General features: G+C 54.6%; 1 protein-coding gene. It reads right to left on the bottom strand.

Going from position 1 to position 496, the window contains the following annotated elements:
* Positions 1 to 416: phenazine biosynthesis protein PhzB (gene phzB, locus HMPREF2924_RS11940; protein WP_070700496.1), on the bottom strand; the 416-nt coding region annotated here is incomplete at its 3' end.
* Positions 417 to 496: the final 80 nt, after the last annotated feature.

The raw sequence follows: 496 nt of genomic DNA on the forward strand, positions 1-496 counted from the left end.
ATGAATTCGCGGTTGCGCTTGATCTTGCCGTCGTCCAGCTCGAAGGAATGCAGGAAGTGGTTCTCGTAGTAACCCTCGGGATACCCGGGGAAGAGGATCTTGCCGTGGCCGTCGCACTCGACCCAGAAGTGGTTGGGATCGTCGGTCTCGAAGACCTTGATGTTGTACCACTCCCAATCCGGGAAGCATTTCAGCGACCACACCGCGTGCTCGGCCAGCTTGTCCTTGCCACGAATGACGATGGGCGAACCGGTATCGGTGGTCCATAAACCGCCACAGCCGTCCTCGACGAAAAGTTCATGGCGGCGCAGGCGATCCTGGCCTTTGGTGTTCATATACTTGACCACCGTCTCGCGATTCTTCCTGCGCAACTCCACGGCGTCTTCGAAACCTTGGGGAATAGCATTATCGAGCATCGTCATATCTCCTCTTGAATTGGAATAATCATTAATCAGGTGGGAATGCCGTCACGTTTTATTTGCGGAACGGCTATTCC

This window comes from Pseudomonas sp. HMSC063H08, from assembly GCF_001813645.1.
In the GTDB taxonomy this organism is placed as follows: Bacteria; Pseudomonadota; Gammaproteobacteria; order Pseudomonadales; family Pseudomonadaceae; genus Pseudomonas; species Pseudomonas aeruginosa.